We start from the raw sequence: 16,135 nt of genomic DNA on the forward strand, positions 1-16,135 counted from the left end.
AACCCGCTTCTTCGTTTCCTTCAAGCGCACAACTCCTGCATCGCTTTCCCGTAAGCATCGCGCACCGCGTCGCGCGACCGATGTCGGCCGCGCTCGACCTGTTTGATGCCGCTCACCCAGACACAATCGACGACGCCGCCCGCCGTGGCGAACAACCACGAGTCGATCAACGCATCGCCCGAACGACACATCATGGCCGGTTCCTGCCGTGACAGGCTGACCAGATCGGCGGGCCCGCCCTCGACCAGGCTCGCCATTGGCGCACCGAGCGCCCGCCCTCCTCCCGACAGCGCGCGTTGATACAGCGCCATCCCGGTCGAGTGGCCTTGCAAGCCGATCACATTGCGGCTGCCGAGCGACAGGCGCTGAGTGTACTCCAGAAGTGACAATTCACCTGACAGACTGATGCATACATTCGAATCGGTCCCGACGCCGAACCGACCTCCCGCGGCAACGAAGTCCGCTGCGGGAAAAATACCGTCGCCGAGATTCGCCTCCGTCACCGGGCAAAGACCGACCGTCGCGCCGCTCCGGGCGATGCCCTCGATCTCGGCCGCATCGACATGAGTCGCATGCACCAGGCACCAGCGCGAGTCCACGGCGACATTGCCGAGCAACCAGCGAACCGGCCGCAGGCCCGACCAAGCGAGGCAGTCACGAACTTCATTCTGCTGTTCGGCGATGTGAATGTGCACTGGCGCATCCGGCAACATGCGCACCACTTCGGCAAGCTCTTCGGCCGTCACTGCACGCAAACTATGCGGCGCGACCCCGACCACGCTCGCCGGCAGGGGCGCGACCACTTCGCGGCAGCGCTCGATCAGGCGCGCATAGGTTTCAGTATCGTGAATGAAACGTTTCTGCCCTTCGCTCGGCGCCTTGCCGCCGAACGAAGAATGAGCATAGAACACCGGCAGTAGCGTCAGCGCGATGCCTGTCTCGCCCGCGGCGGCGGCAATGCGAGCCGCCATTTCTGCCGGGTCGGCGAAACGGCGACCGCCTACATCGTGATGCACATAGTGAAATTCGCCGACGCGGCCGAAGCCCGCTTCGAGCATTTCGACGTACGCCTGCGCGGCGATAGCCTGCAGATGCTCCGGCGACATGCGCGACGCAAATCGATACATGATGTCGCGCCAGCTCCAGAAATTATCTTCGCTGCGGCCGCGGGTTTCGGCGAGGCCGGCCATGCCGCGCTGGAACGCATGACTGTGCAGGTTCGGCATCGCCGGCACGATCGCGTCATGTCGCTCGTCGCCCGGCCCTGGAGCAACATCGCGCTCGATCGTTGCTATACGCGCGCCATCAAGGTGCAGGCGCGCCGACTGCACCCATCCCGCCGCTGTGAGCAGTTGCTCAGTATACAAAACAGTCATCGATGCGGACTCCTGGCGAAATGCGCGCGACCCTTGCTTTCTCGGTATCGATTATATGACTATACATTAACACTTCGACAGGCTCGATGCTCCCGAATCCCGATGACCGCCACGGCCATTGATCGACAGTCCTCGCCGGAACGCGTGTGGCGCAATGCTCGACTCGCCACCCTGGCGCACGGCGCGCGAGGCATCGGGCTCGTCACACAAGGCGCCTTGCTCATCCGTGGCGAGCGCATCGTGTTCGCCGGCCCCGAGCGCGAGTTGCCGCCTGCAAGCGGAGCGCGCGATGAGATCGATTGCGAAGGTCGATGGATCACCCCGGGGCTCGTCGATTGCCACACGCATTTGATCCACGCCGGCAACCGAGCCAGGGAGTTCGAGCTGCGCCTGCGCGGCGCCACTTACCAGGAAATCGCAGCTGCCGGCGGCGGCATTATCTCTACGTTGCGAGCGACGCGCGCCGCGACGAAGGAACAGTTGGTTGCCGACGCCCTGCGTCGACTCGACGCCGCCATCGACGAAGGCGTCACGGCGATCGAAATCAAATCGGGTTACGGACTCGATCTGGAAACAGAGCGTCGCATGCTGCAAGCCGCACGCGAGCTGGGTCGACTGCGTAAAGTTCACGTTCATACGACCTTTCTTGGCGCGCATGCCGTTCCGCCGGAAATGTCGGGCGATGCCGATGCATATATCGACAGCGTGGTTGGAACCATGCTGCCGGCGCTGGCGGCCGACGGACTGATCGATTCAGTCGACGGCTTCTGCGAGCACATCGCATTCTCGCCAGCGCAAATGTCGCGTGTGTTCGAAGCTGCGGCCAAGCATGGGCTTCGCGTGCGACTACACGCCGATCAGTTGTCGAACCTCGGCGGCGCGCGCCTGGCGGCGGAGCACGCCGCATTGTCGGCGGATCATTTGGAATATTCCGACGAGGCCAGCGTCGAAGCGCTGGCCCGCGCCGCGACCGTAGCCGTACTGCTGCCCGGCGCCTTTTATTTCCTGCGGGAAACCACCTTGCCGCCGGTGGCGCTGCTGCGTCGGCACGGCGTGCCGATTGCCGTCGCGACCGATTGCAATCCCGGCACCTCGCCGCTCACGTCCCTGCTGCTCGCCATGAACATGGCCGCGACCCAGTTCCGGCTCACCGTGGAAGAATGTTTGATCGGCACGACGCGTGCGGCAGCGCGCGCCTTGGGTCTGGAGAGCGAGATCGGCACCCTGGAAGCCGGCAAGCTTGCCGACTTCGCCGTGTGGGATATCGATGCGCCCGCTGAGCTGGTTTATCGGATCGGCAGCAACCCGCTGCATTCGCGTTTCTGGAGAGGTCGATGATTGCGATCGTATTGAAGCCCGGTTCGACGTCGCTCGAAGATTGGCGTGCGGTTTATCGCGGAGCCACGCCGCGACTCGATTCGTCATGCCGCCCGGCGATCGAGAAAGGAGCGGCGGCGGTCGCGAGCATTCTCGCCCGCGGCCAGCCGGTTTATGGCATCAACACCGGCTTCGGCAAGCTCGCGACGGTGCGCATCGACGATGCCGATCTCAGCCGCCTGCAACAGAATATCGTTCTGTCTCACGCGGCCGGCACCGGCGACCCATTGCCGAGCCGCATCGTCCGATTGATGATGGCGCTGAAGCTCGCGAGCCTCGGACAAGGCGCGTCGGGTGTGCAACTGCGCACACTGGGCTTCCTGGAATCGATGCTGTCCGCGGAAATCATCCCGGTGGTACCGGCACAAGGTTCGGTCGGAGCCTCGGGCGATCTCGCTCCGCTGGCGCACATGACGGCGGCGATGCTCGGCGTCGGCGAAGTGGACACGCCCTCCGGCCGTGTCTCTGCGAAGCAGGGCCTGGCGAGCGCCAATCTGCAACCGTTGACGTTGGCGCCAAAGGAAGGCCTGGCGCTGCTGAACGGCACGCAGTTCTCCACCGCTGTCGCCCTCGTCGCGCTGTTCGAAGCGGAGGTTCTGTACCAGACGGCGCTGGTTACCGGCGCGCTCTCGACAGATGCAGCCCGTGGCACGGACACTCCTTTCGATCCCCGCATCCACGCGCTACGCAAGCATCGAGGCCAGATCGAAGCCGCGCAGGCCTTGCGAGAGCTGATGGCGGGCAGCGCCCTGCGGGCATCGCACCTGACCAACGACGATCGGGTGCAGGATCCCTATTGCCTGCGCTGCCAGCCGCAAGTGATGGGCGCGTGCCTCGACATGCTACGCAATGCCGCCACGTTCCTCGCGACCGAGGCAAACGGCGTCTCGGATAATCCCCTCATCTTCGCGGAAGAGAATGTGGCGCTGTCTGGCGGCAACTTTCATGCGGAAGCGGTCGCCTTCGCGGCCGACATGATCGCCATCGCAGTGTGCGAGATCGGCTCGATCGCCGAACGCCGCATCGCCATGCTGATCGACCCGGTGTTGTCGGGGCTACCGGCGTTCCTCACGCCGCGTCCAGGTCTCAACTCCGGCTTCATGATTCCGCAGGTCACCGCCGCCGCGCTCGTCTCGGAAAACAAACAACGCGCCTATCCGGCCAGCGTCGACTCCATTCCAACGTCGGCGAACCAGGAAGATCACGTCTCGATGGCGGCGCATGGCGCGCGTCGCCTGTTGCCGATGATCGACAACGCGACCGCCGTGATCGCGATCGAGCTGTTGATGGCCGCGCAGGCCTGCGATTTGCGTGCGCCATTGAAGACGAGCGTGCCGCTCGAATCGGCCCACAGCGCGCTGCGCGAACGCGTGCCGATGCTCGACGACGATCGTTACATCTATCCGGACATGGAGCAGGCGACCTCGCTCGTGCGCAGCGGCGCGATCGTCGCCGCGGCCGGCCTGCCCCTGCCGCAGGTTCTTCGCGAGACGAATTGACATGCAGTCAGAGTGGCTATCGATCCGTCGAGGCGCAGCGCCGCTGTTGCTCAGCATGCCGCATTCCGGCATCGATCTGCGCAATCTCGAGCCCCGCTTCGTGTCGCCCTGGCTGGCGCGACGCGACGCGGATTGGCATCTCGATCGGCTGTATGACTTCGCGACCGAGCTCGACGCCACGATTGTGCGCACGACCGTTTCTCGCAGCGTCATCGACGTGAATCGCGATCCATCGGGACGGTCCTTATATCCAGGCCGCGCGACGACCGAGCTATGCCCGAGCACGACATTCGACGGCGAACCTTTGTATCGTGACGATCCAGTCTCGTCGACGGAGATCGAAGCACGGCGGCAGCGCTATTTCGATCCTTATCACGCGACGTTGCGAAGCGAGATCGAACGGCTTCGCCAGCGGCATGCGAACATCGTCCTATACGATTGCCATTCGATCCGCTCGCGTATTCCGCGCCTGTTCGAAGGCGAGCTGCCGCAGTTCAACATCGGCACCAACGACGGCCAATCTTGTGCCCCCGCATTGAGCGAGGCAGTCGTCGCAGCGTGCGCGAGCTCCAGTTTCAGTCACGTATTGAATGGCCGCTTCAAGGGCGGCTACATCACTCGCTGCCACGGCCAGCCCGCCGAAGGCGTCCATGCAGTGCAGATGGAGCTTGCCTGCCGCGGCTATCTCGACGAGCCGGGCGGAGCCTTGTCGCCAGATAACTGGCCGCCGCAATTCGACCCGAATTTCTCGAACCCGCTGCGCACCGTATTGAAGACTGTGCTCGGGCGCTGCATAGAGTTCGCTCTGAAGCCGGTCAACGGTTAACAGGTATTGCCATGAACAGAACCGACAAGTCCCGCACCATCCGCGCGCCGCGCGGCCAGACCCTCAGCGCCCGCAGCTGGCTCACCGAAGCACCGCTGCGCATGCTGATGAACAATCTCGATCCCGACGTGGCGGAGCGTCCCGAAGAGCTGGTGGTTTACGGCGGCATCGGTCGCGCGGCCCGCGACTGGGACAGCTTCGACCGTATCGTAGCGACGCTGCGCCGGCTGGAGGACGATCAAACATTGCTGATCCAATCGGGCAAGCCGGTCGGTGTGTTCCGTACCCATCGCGATGCGCCGCGCGTGCTGCTCGCCAATTCCAACCTGGTGCCGCACTGGGCCAATTGGGAACATTTCAGCGAGCTCGATCGCAAGGGCCTGATGATGTTCGGCCAGATGACCGCCGGCTCGTGGATCTACATCGGCTCGCAAGGCATCGTGCAGGGCACGTATGAAACATTCGTCGAGATGGGCCGCCGCCATTACGGCGGCAATCTGCGTGGCCGCTGGATCCTGACCGCGGGCCTCGGCGGTATGGGCGGCGCGCAGCCGCTCGCCGCGACCATGGCCGGCTCCAGCTGTCTCGCAATTGAATGTCGTCAATCGAGCATCGACTTTCGTCTGCGCACCGGGTACGTGGACGTGTGCGCGAAGAATATCGATGAAGCGCTCGCAATCCTCGATGACTCTCGCCGCACCGGCAAGCCCGTTTCGGTGGCGCTGCGTGGCAACGCCGCCGAAGTGCTTCCGGAACTGTTGCGTCGGGGCGTGCGGCCCGACGCTGTCACCGATCAAACATCGGCGCACGACCCGGTCAATGGTTATCTGCCGCTCGGCTGGACCGTCGAAGATTGGGACGAGAGGCGCGCCAATGATCCGGCCGGCGTCGCGGCAGCCGCGAAAGCGTCGATGGCCGAGCATGTGCGCGCGATGCTGGAATTCCATCGGCTCGGAATTCCAACCTTCGACTATGGCAACAACATCCGGCAGGTCGCTTTCGATTGCGGCGTCAGCGATGCGTTCGCGTTCCCGGGCTTCGTGCCGGCTTACATCCGGCCGCTGTTCTGCCGGGGTGTGGGGCCGTTCCGCTGGGCCGCGCTGTCCGGCGATCCGGAAGATATCTATCGCACCGATCAGAAGGTGAAGGAGCTGATCCCGGACGATCCCCATCTGCACAACTGGCTGGATATGGCGCGCGAGCGGATCCGGTTCCAAGGTCTGCCTGCGCGCATCTGCTGGGTCGGCCTCGGCCAGCGCGACCGCCTCGGCCGCGCGTTCAATCAAATGGTCGCCTCCGGAGAGCTGCGGGCGCCGATCGTGATCGGTCGCGATCATCTCGACTCCGGCTCGGTCGCCTCACCCAATCGCGAGACCGAAGCGATGCAGGACGGCTCGGATGCGGTGTCCGATTGGCCGCTGCTCAACGCGCTGCTGAACACTGCTTCCGGCGCCACCTGGGTTTCGTTGCATCATGGCGGCGGCGTCGGCATGGGGTTCTCGCAACACGCTGGCATGGTCATCGTTTGCGATGGCTCGAAGGACGCGGACGCACGACTTGCACGTGTGCTTTGGAACGATCCGGGTACCGGTGTCATGCGCCACGCCGACGCAGGCTACGACCTCGCGATCGATTGCGCACGCGGGCGCGGCCTTGACCTGCCCGGCATCACCGACCGTTGAGAGGAGCATCGATTTGAATGTTCTGCGGGCAGCTGCGCATCGGCGCATGCCATGGAAAAACGGCGGCGGAGAAACATCCGAGATTGCCATCTCGCCGCCGGGCGCGACGCTCGATTCGTTGGATTGGCGCGTCAGCATGGCAGTGGTCGCGCAGGATGGACCGTTCTCGATATTTCCCGACATCGACCGGACACTTTGCATTCTCGACGGGCAAGGGATGGCGCTGGACTTCGGCGCCGCGGGTGGCACTCGCACCGTCACCCGCGATACCGCACCGTTCCCCTTCCCCGCCGATCTTCCAGTTCAGGCGCGACTGCTTGCCGGAACGATCGCCGATTTGAATGTGATGACACGCCGTGGCCGCTACCGCCACAGCGTCGATCGTCTGGTCGTCGATCGACATCTGACCTTGGACCTACGCGCCGAGGAATCCCTGTTGTTCTGCGCAGATGGCGCTGTGAGCTGCGCCATCGAAGGCGAATCGGAGATTCAGCTTGGCGCGCGCGATTGCGTCCTGATGCAATCGCCACCGGGCGTACTGACGCTCTCGGCGGCGCGTTCGTCGGCGTCAGTTTTCTTGATTCAGCTCTATCGCACGATCGCGCGCAACGCGTCGAGGAACTGATCGTTCTCGGCCACCGTGCCGGTCGAGACGCGGATGAAGGTGCGATACCCGGGCTCCAACCAGGGCTTGACGACCACACCAGCCTTGAGCAGGGCTGTCGCCAGCTGCGCGCTGTCGCGAGCGGCATCGAAGAACAAGAAGTTGCCTTCCGAGCGCGCCACGCGCAAACCGAGATTGCGAAGCGCCTTCGACACGCGATCGCGCTCGACGGTCAGGCGATTCACTGCTGCATTCATCCAGGCTTCATCGCCGAGCGCCGCAACCGCCGCCGCCTGCGCCATGGCGTTCACATTGAACGGTGTCTTGGCGGCCGCCAGCATCTTCGCGATTCTAGGACTGGAGCAGACCGCGTACCCGACACGCAGCCCGGCCAATCCAAACGCCTTCGAGAAGGTGCGCAAAACGATGTAGGGCCGCTGCGTCCGCCTCAGCATTTCCAGGCCGTCGGGAATCGCATCGGAAACAAACTCGCGATAGGCCTCGTCGAGCACGAACAGGGTCGTGGCGGGCGCAGCCTCGATAAGGCGAGCCAAGCCGTCGCGATCCAACGCCGCGCCGACCGGATTCCACGGCGATGGCAGAAACAGAATGTTTGGAGCCTGCGCGAGCGCGGCCTCCAGTCCAGTCACATCGAAGTCGAGCTCGGCGGTCATCGGAATTTTCGTGACACTGGCGCCCACCGCGAGCGGCTCGATCTCGTGCAAGCCGAAACACGGCGCGACGGTGAGCGCAATGCCACCCGCCGTCAGGAATGCGCGCGACGCGGCGGCGATCATCTCCTCCGAGCCATTGCCCACCACGATGTTTCCCAACTCGACATCGAGGCGCTTGCCGAGCGCTGCCCGGAGCAGCTCGCAGCTTGGATCGGAATAACGCCAGAGCTCGACGGCGCCATCGGCCAGAGCCTGCTGGACGGCTGGCGAACAGCCGTATGGATTCTCGTTGCTCGCCAGCCGCGCGATCCGCTCCAGGCCGCTGGCCGCACGGGCCGAGGCTAGCGTGAGACCAGCGTTGTACTTCGGCAGCGCTTCGACATGAGGATTGAAAAAGGGCTCGGCCTGCGACAGGTTTTGTTTGCTCACAATGTTGCTCGGATCATCGGGGAGTGACGCCGTTGACGATCTTGAGCCGCTGCACGCGATGGTCTTCGGACGTATAGATGTTGCCTTTGCGATCGAACTCCATCTGGTGATTGCGATGGTATTCCCCGGCCCAGGTGCCGAAGTGGCCGAAACGGCTCAGCACTTTGCCGTCGGCGCGGCGGATCAGCACCGTCTGGAAATTGCCCGGATCGTTCATCACCATGAAGGTCTGCTGCGCATCGGGCCACAGGCTGACGTTGCCAACCGAGCCGGAGCCCCGGGTCTGCGGCTCGTAGACGTATTCGGCCAGGAACGTACCGTCCTTGCGGAATACCTGCAGGCGATTGTTGAGCCGGTCGCACACGTAGACGAGTCCGTCGTTCGCGATGCGAATGCAATGGACCAGATTGAACTGCTTCGGCAGCGTCGGACCACCGTCGTAGCGCGGCAGCTTCTCGTCTGTGGGCGGCTTGCCATACGCGCCCCACTGCCGTTTGAACTCACCGGTGTCCGCATCGAACACGATGACGCGATGATTGCCATAGCCATCGGCGATGAAAGCCTCGTTGGTCTCGGGATCGACATCAACCGACGACGCGCCGCTCAATCGACTCGGATCGAGACTGCCCTTGGAAGGGCCGCGGCCGCCGATCTGCAGCAGGAATTTCCCGTTCGGATCGAACTTCAGATACATGCCGTCCGGAGGACTGCCATCGGCGCCAACCCGCGTCTGGCTGCCGCCGATCCAGATGTTTCCTTTGTAGTCGACGAACAGTCCGTGCCCCGCCGTCGGCCAGTCATAGCCCTTGGCCTGCTCGGGTCCGCCCCAAGCCCGCAGCACCTCGCCCTGCTCGTCGAATTCGATGATCGCCGGCGCGGGCACGCAGCACTTGCCGGCCGGCGGTGTTTGCGCCGCGCCGCGCGCATAGTTCGGCACCAGCTCCGGGCTATGAAACATCCACAGATGATTGTTGGCGTCGACGTGAATGCCATTGATCAGACCGAGCGCCCACCGATTCGGCAGCGGCAGCTTCGGCCAGCTCGCGTCAAGCGCGTATTCAGGAACCTTTTCCGTCGCCGGCTCCGATGCCTGCAGCCCGAACGGCGCGAGCGCCAGCATCAGCAACGCAACTCTGATCGATGAACCTTGCATCCTCGACAATCTCCACATTCGACAGGGACAACGTTGCACGACATCGCGGACGGCAGATCGCCGCCCGCGATGATGAGCGCGCTCAGAGGTTCATACGGAATCCCACGGTGAACGTGCGCCCGAGCACGTCGTACAGCCGTGCGTTCGCCGGGGCTATGGTGTAGTTGAAGCCGCCTGGGTTGGCCGCCACGATCGCCGGATCCTTGTCGGTGATGTTTCTCACGTTGAGGAAGCCCTCGACCTCCATGCCCCCGACATCGACTCCGTACGACAGCGCGAGGTCGAAGTACACCGCGCCGTCGATATCGTTGTCGCTGACCGTCACGTACTTGGTGGTGGACGTGGGACAGTTGCTGCTGCACTCGATCCAGTCGTTGTCATAGACACCGGAGCTGATGCCGCGCGCCGTCACCGTTGCGTTGAACGACTCGAGCGCGTAAGCGATCGACGCGTTCCACTTCCAGTCCGGCGGACCGTAGGAAGTGTTCATGCCGGCCGTATCCTCGACGATGCCTTCGGTCGTGGTCGCATTGCGCTTGTAGTTGGTCGCGAGCGCGCGCAGTTGCACCGAGCCCGGGGCGCCGTCGAACAGATCGCCCACATCGAAGCGATAGCTGGTCTCGTAGTCGACGCCGCGCGCGACTTGGGACGTGTAGTTGAACGGCGTGCGACGGACCACGAACAGGCTGTCCGTGTCCGGATAGAAGTCGATTGCCGAGCAGAATGCCGTCTGACCCTGATAGCAGTTGTCGATGATGTCCTGAGTCGTCGGCAGACCGATCGCGTCCTCGATATCGACGCTCCAGTAGTCGACCGACAGCGCGAAGCCCGGCAGCACGCGCGGCGTCAGCACCAGGCCCGCGCCAAAGCCGTCAGCCTTTTCCGGCGTCAGTTCTGTGTTGCCGAGGCGCGGCGAAGTGATGTACTCCGTCGCATTGCCGAGCCACGGATTCGTGACCGCCGGAGCGCCGCCGCTGCCTCGGCTGAACAGCTCTTCCAGATTCGGCGCCCGGATGTCGTGCGACAACGTGGCACGGAAACGAACGTCGTCGAGCGGCGCCCAGTTCAAGCCCGCCTTCCACGTTTCGACGCTGCCCGACGTGCTGTACTCGGTCACGCGGATTGCACCGCTCACGTCGAGGCTCTTGAGCGCCGGCAGATCCTTCGCGAGCGGAATGACGGTCTCGACATAGCCTTCGGTCACGTCATAGCTGCCCTGCGTGGACGGATAGCCGCCGACCCACCAGCCGAAGCGATCGGAGATGGCATCGTTCTCGCCCTTGCCAATCCACTCCTTGCGCCATTCGACACCGGTCGCGACGGAAACGTCGCCCGCCCAGGTCGCGAACGGCGAGCCACTCAATGACACGGCCGCAACGTCCTGCGTGAGCTGCTGGTAGCGCCACATCTTTTCGCCGTTGCCTTGCACGTAATCGCGCGCGGCTTGCGAGTTCACGCCGATGCCCATCGGATTGTAAGGAACGCAGCCGTTGCCGGGATCCGTCAGCGTGGAGCGGCAGACGATCGTGCCGTTCGCCGGATTGACGACGGCGTCGTAGGCGAGCGCCAGATAAGAGTTCACCCAGATGCCTTCGGTCATGACGTGCAGATCGGACACGCCGCGCTGGTAGTAGGCATCCCATTCCCATTTGTCGCCGAGGCTGCCGGTGGCGCCCAGGACGAAGCGCGTGACGCGGCGGTCGTTTACCGGAGTCGCAATGTCCAGGTCCGGGTGCATCGTGCCGAGCCGGAAGGTCGTCACGCCTCGATCCAGCATCGCCTGTCGCACCGACTCGGGAAGGAATGCATTGTCGACGTTGAGTTGAATGCTGCCGGTATCTTCGAGCGAGAACGCGTAGTTGCGGTTCTTGTCGCGGGCAGTGGCTGCCTGGAAATAGATATTGACGTCGTCGGTAAGATCCCACGACACGCGCATGAATGCGCTGTGCGTACGCGAGCCGCCGAGCAAGCTCGCACCGGCGCGCGTGCCTCGCACCTGAGACAGTTCCCAATCTCCGCCGCGCATATCGGGATCGGTCACCAGATCGCCGAAGTTGAACGTATAGGGCTGACCGCCGACGCCGAAAGCCGTGCCCCGCAGCGGCCCGTTAGTGACGATGCCGCCGGCGATGCCCGTGCTCACCGACACCTGATCCAGCAGCAGACGCTGCGGCTGGCCGTTGGTCGGCGTATAGCCCGGGTTGTTCATGAACTGCCAACCTTTCAAGTTCCAATCGCGGCGATTGATGGGGATTACGCTTTGTTGGCGCGCGCTCGCGCTGAAGATGAAGTGACCGCGGCCATCGGCGAACGGCGTGCCGAAGGTGGCGCCGGCCATCCAGTTGTCGCCGTCGCCGTGCGTCGTCGAGCCGTACTGCGACGTCGTCTTCATGCCGGTGAACTTCTTGTCGAGCACGAAGTTCACCACACCGCCGAGCGCGTCGGAGCCGTACACCGCGGACGCGCCGCCCGTGACCACTTCGACCTGCGAGATCAAATCCTGCGGAATCAAATTCACATCGACGAGGCCGGACAGCGACGATGCGACCGAGCGCTGACCGTCGATCAGCACCAGCGTTCTGTTCTCGCCGAGCGCGCGCAGGTTCAGCGCGTTGATGTTCGAGTTGCCGGTGCTGGCCGTCGTCACGGACGTGGCCGGAGAAACGCTGCCGGACAGCGCCGGCAAAGTGTTCACCGCGTCGGCGATGTTCGGTGAGCCGAAGGATTGGATCTGTTCGACGCCGAGCACGCTGACCGGCGTCGGTGCTTCGTACCCGTCGCGCACGATGCGTGTGCCGGTGACGACGACTTCGACGGGCGCCGCATCGGCCGCGACCGCCGCGGCCTGCGACCACGCCGAGTGCGAAGCGAGTGACATCATGCCCAGCGCGGCGTAGCCGCCGATTCTCCCAGCGCGCCGTGTCGTCTTCAGAGTGCGAGCGACCATGCGCTCGAGCACGAGCGATCGACGATGATTTTGCGCCTGCCCCGAATCGATAAGAATCATTGGACTCGACCTCCCCAGAATGAATTAGTAAGCACGCTGGTCCAATGGAGGCCGGTGTTCCCCGATCATCCCCTTGGCGGTCGTCCCCCTTCAGCACCGGAACTGGTCCGGTGTGCGACTTCGATTCAATTATATAGACAAATGATTTTTAAAAGTCTAGTCAAAAGGACGCTGCGAATTATCCGTTGCGCGTACGTTTGGGTATGAGCGCGAAGTTGCGGCGCTCGGCGCTGTGCCGTTTTTGGGCAGCCGCTCGGAGATGTTTGCATGATCCGCGCCAGCGCCACGACGCTTTGTGGTGCATGAACGCCGCCACAGCGTTGATCCGTCATCGGCGACGCGCCGCGGTGGCTCAGATGAGAAAGCGAGGCCGGAAGAGTGGAGCGGTTTTGGTGCGGCGGGCGCCGTGCGTGCCCCAAAAGGAAATTTTCCGGGGACACGCCGGCCGGCGCGTCCCGCGAGCGAAAAACTAAAGGAAGTTGCAGTCCAGCTGCGACGATCCGAATTCCGCGGCCAGGCCACCTCCGCCCGGCGCTGTGCCGGCCACCGATGCCGAAAACGGATTCGTCGATATCAACTCACTTCTTCTTGGCCGCCTGCTTCTTGGCCGCCTTCTTCGTTCCCGACTTCGGCCAGCTCTTCTGCATCTGGCGGTACGACTCTTTGCTCACCGTCGAGCGCGACTTCGGCCTGCTCTTCCCCGCGCGCTTCCGGCGATTGATGTTCGCCACCAACGAATTCTTGCGCTTGCTCGCCATGCGACCTCCGACCGTGATCACCACAGCGGTAACGGCCGCGTCTCCGACTTGGTTCGCTGGTCGGTACAAATCGCGCATCCCTCACCGGCGAGTGCTTCCGAACTTGGCAGTGCCGCGTGGTGAAAGCGGCGGGAGCCGGGGGCGGTGTCCTACGGCGGCAGCGCGTGTCGTTTGGAGCGCGCCCCTATGACTCGACGCGAACGATCTCGCATTTTCCGCCTTGTGATACGTCGAGGCGATACGTAACGCTGATCTGCTGCACCTTCGCCGACATCAGCGCAGCACAAATCGCCTTGCCGCCCGGCGTTGTTTCCCTGACCCACGCCTCGTAGCGCCCCCAGCAATCCGCATAGGCTGGAAGTTGAATGCCACAGATGGTGTCCGTCAGGCCCAACGGGTTTTCCACGAATCCGGCGATGTACTTGTAGCTCGGATCATAGGTGCGTGTCTCCGTCGCGGCGCTGACGGCTAGAGCGACAAGGGAAAGCGCCAGAAATGCGCCGCCCACTCTCGCAACACGCTTGCTCTCGGTGTTCCAGATTCCATTGTGTTCGCGCATGCATCCTCTCCATTGCATCGAATTTTCTGCGACTCAGCGATCCAAACAAACAGCGCGCTTCGGCGCCGATATATAGCTTCGAACAAAGGTCACCGAAGGACTTTCCAACGAAAGCCCTATCGCTAGTCCTCCATACCAAATCCCAGAACCTGCCGAGCCGAGTTGAGGGTACAGTAGACCGACAAGGTATCGTCGGTGCCCAGGTAGTACATGTTCTGGCCCGCGGCCTTCGCCGCGAGCGCCGTCGCGAGAAACAACTTGCTGCTCTCCCAATTGGCCGGATACCAGATATTCGTCCCATTGGCGAGTAGAACGACGATACGGGGATTCGAGTCGCAGATCAGAGTTCGAACTGAAGTGGGTACCGACGCACCTTCAAACGGCGCAGCGGGCGCCTGGCCGGCGATCAGTACGGCACACATGACGATCAGTGCCTTGGCACGGGACGTCAAACTCAGCGGGATCGTTCTGGACGGGGTGCGAGGCAACGGCATTGTCAAACCCTCCATAGTTGAAACATTGCGATGCTGTTCTGTACTGGCTTGAGTTTTGGCGCGTGAGCGCGCTTGAGTCAACGGCGCAAGAAGCGATTCAGGGTTTCACCGAGTCAACTGCGACGCAGGGCCGCCGATCCGGAGATCGCGTGCCTGATCCTGCATGGCGTGTATCAACAGCCCCGCGTGGATCTAGCGAGCACGACGGCGCTGCCCCGCGCGGCGCGAAGGCGCAGCGAGACTTTTATGTATCGCAGTATGAGCTCGCGCCCTCGCCGTTCGCGGCACGATCCAGGATCAATTAATCGGCCAGCGCGCGCTGGTCGATGCTCTCTTCTTTCAACCCTGAATTCGTGCGCCCACCGTTGACAACGTACCTGCCGCTCGGCAACGCTTGCGCAAAGACAAAGACGGGGCTCAAAGGGAGATGACTGACCCGCTGATGATCATTGGCGCCAGGGAAGTACCGCAGTCCAAGTATGGCGGCGCTCACCGCCGCTCGTTACGACCGATCAACATCCTTAGCGGCGACATCAACGCCGCTGCCCCCCACTGTCAACTTACGTTTTCGATCCGCGCCTATTCATGACAGCAGAGGGAATGCAGATATGACTGGACTGAAGACGACAATCCTGGGGCTGGCGATGTTCGCAGCTGTTTCTCCGGTTTCATCGAATGCGACATTCTTGTTTAAAGAGGGACTGATCGAAGCTTTGCAAGTAGACAGTCATGAGCGCGCCGGTACGCCAGATGTCGCATGGATAAGGCTTGGCGGTAGTTGGGGCGATGTCAATTGCTCGGACGATTGGGGCTGGTTCAACGCAAAGAGCAGTCCGCAGTTGTTGGCACTGGCGATCACTTCCCGCACCACGGGTACACCCGTCAAGGTGTACGTCGATGACTCCATGCCGAAGGCTCAGGGCTTTTGCCAGATCACGGTCATAACCCTATAAGCTTTGGCTTGCGGCTTCCGGTTCGACGGGAGCCGCAAGTGGGCGGGCAGCTCATCCCTCGCCGGAGACTCCACGCACCTTGGTCTCCGGAGGGAGATTGCGAGTCTTCATGAGCACCTGCGTCATCAGATGCCAGTACACGCTCGCATCCGAGCGCTCAAGGTTACTCACTTCGTCCTGCCCGCCGAGAACCAGAGGAACTTTGTACCCGACACACTCGGCGGCACCAAGCGGACGTGAATCAACGGTCCGCCATCTGTCGAAAAAGTCTTCTGCAAGTGCAGCGTCCGGATCTTCGACGATGAGCTGCGAGTGAAAGCCTGCAAACGTCTCTGGGATCTTTAGCACTTTCCCGGTGCCGATCTCAAACAGAAGAACCATGGACTCTGCGTCCTGCAGCCGCCGATTGTCCAGACAGAATTGGTTGCACAGCCAGTCGCGACCGAAGCACCGGACTCGGCCGGCGTATTCCGGAAAACTCTCGTGCACAGCAGTCGTCCATGTTTCGATTTCCTCGGCTCCATACAGCCGGTAGATCCCGCCGCCAAAGCTGCAACCACCGTACCGCGCCAGGCGATCTGCTGCTCGAGTAAATCCGAGCAGGGCACGCGCATACGCCTCCGCAGACTGCCGCGGCTTGCAGTCTGGCGGGTATTTCTGCGCAAATTCTTGCATGGCTGAACCACTCCTCCAATCACAGACCCACAGGATACCGATCCTAGCTGCTTGCGGTCGATCTTTGAT

General features: G+C 62.9%; 14 protein-coding genes. 6 read left to right on the forward strand and 8 right to left on the reverse strand.

What is annotated here, in order from left to right:
- Positions 1 to 20: 20 nt before the first annotated feature.
- Complete coding sequence (locus GYH35_RS01555; RefSeq protein ID WP_161813914.1) at positions 21 to 1,376, reverse strand: formimidoylglutamate deiminase; 1,356 nt, start codon at positions 1,374 to 1,376, stop codon at positions 21 to 23.
- A 102-nt stretch (positions 1,377 to 1,478) separates the two neighbouring features.
- On the opposite strand from GYH35_RS01555, the gene hutI reads away from it, so the two are divergent.
- The 5 genes from hutI to GYH35_RS01580 are packed head-to-tail and all read left to right on the forward strand — an operon-like array spanning position 1,479 to position 7,385.
- On the forward strand, positions 1,479 to 2,714 hold the full coding sequence (gene hutI, locus GYH35_RS01560) for an imidazolonepropionase (RefSeq protein WP_161813913.1): 1,236 nt from the start codon (positions 1,479 to 1,481) through the stop codon (positions 2,712 to 2,714).
- On the forward strand, positions 2,711 to 4,252 hold the full coding sequence (gene hutH, locus GYH35_RS01565; protein ID WP_161813912.1) for a histidine ammonia-lyase: 1,542 nt from the start codon (positions 2,711 to 2,713) through the stop codon (positions 4,250 to 4,252). Before hutI ends, hutH begins: the two co-directional genes overlap by 4 nt.
- Before the next feature lies 1 nt (position 4,253).
- Positions 4,254 to 5,078, forward strand: coding sequence for an N-formylglutamate deformylase (hutG, locus tag GYH35_RS01570; protein WP_161827485.1), 825 nt, complete (start codon positions 4,254 to 4,256; stop codon positions 5,076 to 5,078).
- A gap of 11 nt (positions 5,079 to 5,089) precedes the next feature.
- Complete coding sequence (gene hutU / locus GYH35_RS01575) at positions 5,090 to 6,760, forward strand: urocanate hydratase (RefSeq protein WP_161827486.1); 1,671 nt, start codon at positions 5,090 to 5,092, stop codon at positions 6,758 to 6,760.
- Between the two features lie 13 nt (positions 6,761 to 6,773).
- Complete coding sequence (locus GYH35_RS01580) at positions 6,774 to 7,385, forward strand: HutD/Ves family protein (protein WP_161813909.1); 612 nt, start codon at positions 6,774 to 6,776, stop codon at positions 7,383 to 7,385.
- Here GYH35_RS01580 and hisC read toward each other — a convergent pair.
- The 6 genes from hisC to GYH35_RS01610 form a co-directional block, all read right to left on the reverse strand.
- On the reverse strand, positions 7,349 to 8,467 hold the full coding sequence (hisC, locus tag GYH35_RS01585; RefSeq protein WP_235936681.1) for a histidinol-phosphate transaminase: 1,119 nt from the start codon (positions 8,465 to 8,467) through the stop codon (positions 7,349 to 7,351). The two genes, GYH35_RS01580 and hisC, sit on opposite strands and share 37 nt — an antisense overlap.
- 13 nt (positions 8,468 to 8,480) lie before the next feature.
- Complete coding sequence (locus GYH35_RS01590) at positions 8,481 to 9,620, reverse strand: NHL repeat-containing protein (RefSeq protein WP_161827487.1); 1,140 nt, start codon at positions 9,618 to 9,620, stop codon at positions 8,481 to 8,483.
- Positions 9,621 to 9,702: 82 nt separating this feature from the next.
- Positions 9,703 to 12,627, reverse strand: coding sequence for a TonB-dependent receptor plug domain-containing protein (locus GYH35_RS01595; protein ID WP_161813907.1), 2,925 nt, complete (start codon positions 12,625 to 12,627; stop codon positions 9,703 to 9,705).
- Positions 12,628 to 13,205: 578 nt separating this feature from the next.
- On the reverse strand, positions 13,206 to 13,385 hold the full coding sequence (locus GYH35_RS01600; protein WP_161827488.1) for a hypothetical protein: 180 nt from the start codon (positions 13,383 to 13,385) through the stop codon (positions 13,206 to 13,208).
- Between the two features lie 184 nt (positions 13,386 to 13,569).
- Positions 13,570 to 13,944 carry a hypothetical protein gene (locus tag GYH35_RS01605; protein ID WP_161813905.1) on the reverse strand — a complete coding sequence of 125 codons (375 nt, stop codon included), beginning with the start codon at positions 13,942 to 13,944 and terminating at the stop codon, positions 13,570 to 13,572.
- Between the two features lie 122 nt (positions 13,945 to 14,066).
- Positions 14,067 to 14,438: a hypothetical protein gene (locus tag GYH35_RS01610; RefSeq protein WP_161813904.1), complete on the reverse strand. Its 372-nt coding sequence runs from the start codon at positions 14,436 to 14,438 to the stop codon at positions 14,067 to 14,069.
- A 608-nt stretch (positions 14,439 to 15,046) separates the two neighbouring features.
- Between GYH35_RS01610 and GYH35_RS01615 the strand changes: the two genes are divergently transcribed.
- A complete protein-coding gene (locus GYH35_RS01615) occupies positions 15,047 to 15,391 on the forward strand; it encodes a hypothetical protein (protein WP_161813903.1) in 345 nt (114 codons plus the stop codon).
- A 51-nt stretch (positions 15,392 to 15,442) separates the two neighbouring features.
- Here the strand turns inward: GYH35_RS01615 and GYH35_RS01620 are convergent, their stop codons facing one another.
- Positions 15,443 to 16,066, reverse strand: coding sequence for a T6SS immunity protein Tdi1 domain-containing protein (locus GYH35_RS01620; RefSeq protein WP_161813902.1), 624 nt, complete (start codon positions 16,064 to 16,066; stop codon positions 15,443 to 15,445).
- Between the last annotated feature and the right edge of the window lie 69 nt (positions 16,067 to 16,135).

The sequence above is a fragment of the Steroidobacter agaridevorans genome (assembly GCF_009932555.1).
Taxonomy (GTDB): domain Bacteria; phylum Pseudomonadota; class Gammaproteobacteria; order Steroidobacterales; family Steroidobacteraceae; genus Steroidobacter; species Steroidobacter agaridevorans.

Excerpts from the sequence above, each read along its gene's own strand:
- hutU (WP_161827486.1), top strand. The coding sequence starts at position 5,090 with ATGAACAGAACCGACAAGTCCCGCACCATCCGCGCGCCGCGCGGCCAG.
- GYH35_RS01615 (WP_161813903.1), top strand. The coding sequence starts at position 15,047 with ATGACTGGACTGAAGACGACAATCCTGGGGCTGGCGATGTTCGCAGCT.
- GYH35_RS01605 (WP_161813905.1), bottom strand. The coding sequence starts at position 13,944 with ATGCGCGAACACAATGGAATCTGGAACACCGAGAGCAAGCGTGTTGCG.
- GYH35_RS01590 (WP_161827487.1), bottom strand. The coding sequence starts at position 9,620 with ATGCAAGGTTCATCGATCAGAGTTGCGTTGCTGATGCTGGCGCTCGCG.
- GYH35_RS01620 (WP_161813902.1), bottom strand. The coding sequence starts at position 16,066 with ATGCAAGAATTTGCGCAGAAATACCCGCCAGACTGCAAGCCGCGGCAG.
- hutH (WP_161813912.1), top strand. The coding sequence starts at position 2,711 with ATGATTGCGATCGTATTGAAGCCCGGTTCGACGTCGCTCGAAGATTGG.
- GYH35_RS01555 (WP_161813914.1), bottom strand. The coding sequence starts at position 1,376 with ATGACTGTTTTGTATACTGAGCAACTGCTCACAGCGGCGGGATGGGTG.
- hutI (WP_161813913.1), top strand. The coding sequence starts at position 1,479 with ATGACCGCCACGGCCATTGATCGACAGTCCTCGCCGGAACGCGTGTGG.
- hutG (WP_161827485.1), top strand. The coding sequence starts at position 4,254 with ATGCAGTCAGAGTGGCTATCGATCCGTCGAGGCGCAGCGCCGCTGTTG.
- GYH35_RS01595 (WP_161813907.1), bottom strand. The coding sequence starts at position 12,627 with ATGATTCTTATCGATTCGGGGCAGGCGCAAAATCATCGTCGATCGCTC.
- GYH35_RS01610 (WP_161813904.1), bottom strand. The coding sequence starts at position 14,438 with ATGCCGTTGCCTCGCACCCCGTCCAGAACGATCCCGCTGAGTTTGACG.
- GYH35_RS01600 (WP_161827488.1), bottom strand. The coding sequence starts at position 13,385 with ATGGCGAGCAAGCGCAAGAATTCGTTGGTGGCGAACATCAATCGCCGG.